The sequence below is a fragment of the Nocardia albiluteola genome (genome assembly GCF_018860155.1).
GTDB classification, from domain to species: Bacteria; Actinomycetota; Actinomycetes; order Mycobacteriales; family Mycobacteriaceae; genus Nocardia; species Nocardia albiluteola.
Genome location: NZ_JAHKNI010000039.1, coordinates 1 through 2,063 on the forward strand (window position 1 = coordinate 1; position 2,063 = coordinate 2,063).

The 2,063-nt window shown below is 65.1% G+C and carries 2 protein-coding genes; both read right to left on the reverse strand.

Annotated elements, in window-relative coordinates; genetic code table 11:
- Positions 1–204: 204 nt before the first annotated feature.
- On the reverse strand, positions 205–1,032 hold the full coding sequence (locus KO481_RS42565) for an ESX secretion-associated protein EspG (RefSeq protein WP_215924455.1): 828 nt from the start codon (positions 1,030–1,032) through the stop codon (positions 205–207).
- Positions 1,025–2,063, reverse strand: a 1,039-nt coding sequence (locus KO481_RS42570; RefSeq protein WP_215924457.1) for a hypothetical protein, incomplete at its 5' end; no start/stop codon positions are given. The genes KO481_RS42565 and KO481_RS42570, both read right to left, overlap by 8 nt.

The window sequence follows — 2,063 nt, forward strand, 5'->3', positions numbered from 1 at the left end:
TGACACCGTTGAGCAGGGTTTGGCAGGCGTTGTAGCAGGTGGTTGCCACCTTGGGGTCGAACTGTAGAAGCCCTACCAGGGCACCGGTGAACAGGGACGGCCACGCGGAATTGTCATCACCCACACCGGATGCCCCGGATGCCACAGGCCCAGTCACCACACACTCCCTGTAACTAGTTCTACGCCAACGACTTTCGGGATCGACTAGTCGTCGAAAACGCTCGTCCGGACAACGCCTTCCCGGGATTCGTCCTGCACCATGCGCAACATCTCGGCGATCCCCTGATCGATGCGCCCCTGCAGTTCGGTGGCATCGATGCCGATCGCCGCCAACGGTGGGTCCAGGTCGATGAGATAGCGTCCGTCGCCGGGGTGATCCTCCCAGAACATCCGCTTCATCCCCATTCCCCGCGGGCCGAACTTCGACTTGCCCTGGCGAATCTCGATAATGCCGACGGTCGTCCTCGGCGCACGCTGCCAGCGGGTACTTCGGAAATCGATATTGTCATCGCCGTCGTCGTAGAAGCTCGAGCGGCTGCTCCAATGATCCACGGTTTCGGCGCCGTGGGAGCTCATCAGCTCGACGCGTCCCTGCGACCCGGCCGGCATCTCGGGCAGACTGTCCACCAGAACGGAAGACAGCGCTTGCGCATCGCATTCGACGATGCGGTAGCGGTCATTGGTCAGAGCATCGCGATCACAGAGGCCGTGTATCAGAACCGCACGAGAACCACATCGATTGCCCACCATGAAGTATCGGCTCGCGGGGTCGCGCATGTCCCGGCCGTCCCAGCATCTGATCTGCACCCGGGCATCCGGATTGCCGGCATTGACGATCGCCTCGGCCAGATCAGGATCCCAGTTCGCCTGCAGTCTCGACCAGATTTGCTCCTGCTCGCGCAGGAAGTCGATACGGGTCCGGACCGGGCCGACATATGTGAAAGGCCAAGGCAGGTAACGGTTGAGCAGTCGATCGCGCAGGACGATGAATTCCAGGTCGGTGATGGTCCAGGTACGGTGCATCTCAGTCATCCGTTTCCGGTGTCGCGAACGGTTCTTGCTGTACCTGTGCCGATCGCTCTGCTGCGAACGGTTCCTGCTGTACCTGTGCCGATCGTTCCGGAACCGCTGAGGAACTGGCGGCCACCACATTGTGCGGTACCGGCTGCGTCGGGTCGGTGGCCAATGCGCGGGCGATGGCCAGTTCCGGTAAGAGCGGACCGGTTGGGCCCATGGGACCTGCCAGTGGGCCCTCGGGACGTGTCAGCGCGATCGCTTCGGTGCGGAAATCTCTTGCGAGATTTCGTATTTCATGGTAGGCGCGGTCCTGCATGCCATGTATGTCCGCACCGACCTCCGCCGTGGCGGCGCCCATGGCCTGCCGCAGGTTCAATGTGCCGTTCTCGTAGTCCTGGCCGAGCTGCTGGAGAGTCACCGGCAGCTGCTGCAACAGCTGACTGCCGATCTGCTGTAGCGCGGGAATGCCCGATGAGAGCAGCTGCAGCGCCTCGGCGAACAGGGTGAGCTCGTCCGCGGCGCTGCCGGAGGCGCCACTGGAGCCGCTGGAGCTGCCGGAGCCGCCGGAGCCGCTAGATCCGCTGGAGCCGCTGGAGCCGCTGGAGCCGGTCGCCGTGGAGCCAGAGCCGCCGGTGGTTGTGGTTGTGGTGGTGACGGGGCCGGAGGCGCCGGTGGGCGGGGGTGGTGTGTTGGCGGGGGGCGGAGGGGATGTTGTTGTGGTGGTGGTGACGGGTCCGGAGGCGCCACCAGTTGTGGCGGGGCCGGAGGCGCCGGTGGACGATTTTGTTGTGGTGGTGGGAGGGGGTGGTGTGGTGGTGGGAGGGGGCGGTGTGTTGGTGGGAGGGGGCGGTGTGTTGGTGGGAGGGGGCGGTGTGTTGGCGGGGGGAGGTGGTGTTGTTGTGGTGGTGGTGGTGACGGGTCCGGAGGCGCCGCCACCGGTTGTGGTGGTGGTTGATCCGGAGGCGCCGGTGGTGGTGGTCACGGGTCCGGAGGCGCCGCCGGTGGTTGTTGTGGTTGTGGTGGTGGTGACGGGTCCGGAGGCGCCG

Excerpts from the sequence above, each read along its gene's own strand:
- KO481_RS42565 (WP_215924455.1), bottom strand. The coding sequence starts at position 1,032 with ATGACTGAGATGCACCGTACCTGGACCATCACCGACCTGGAATTCATC.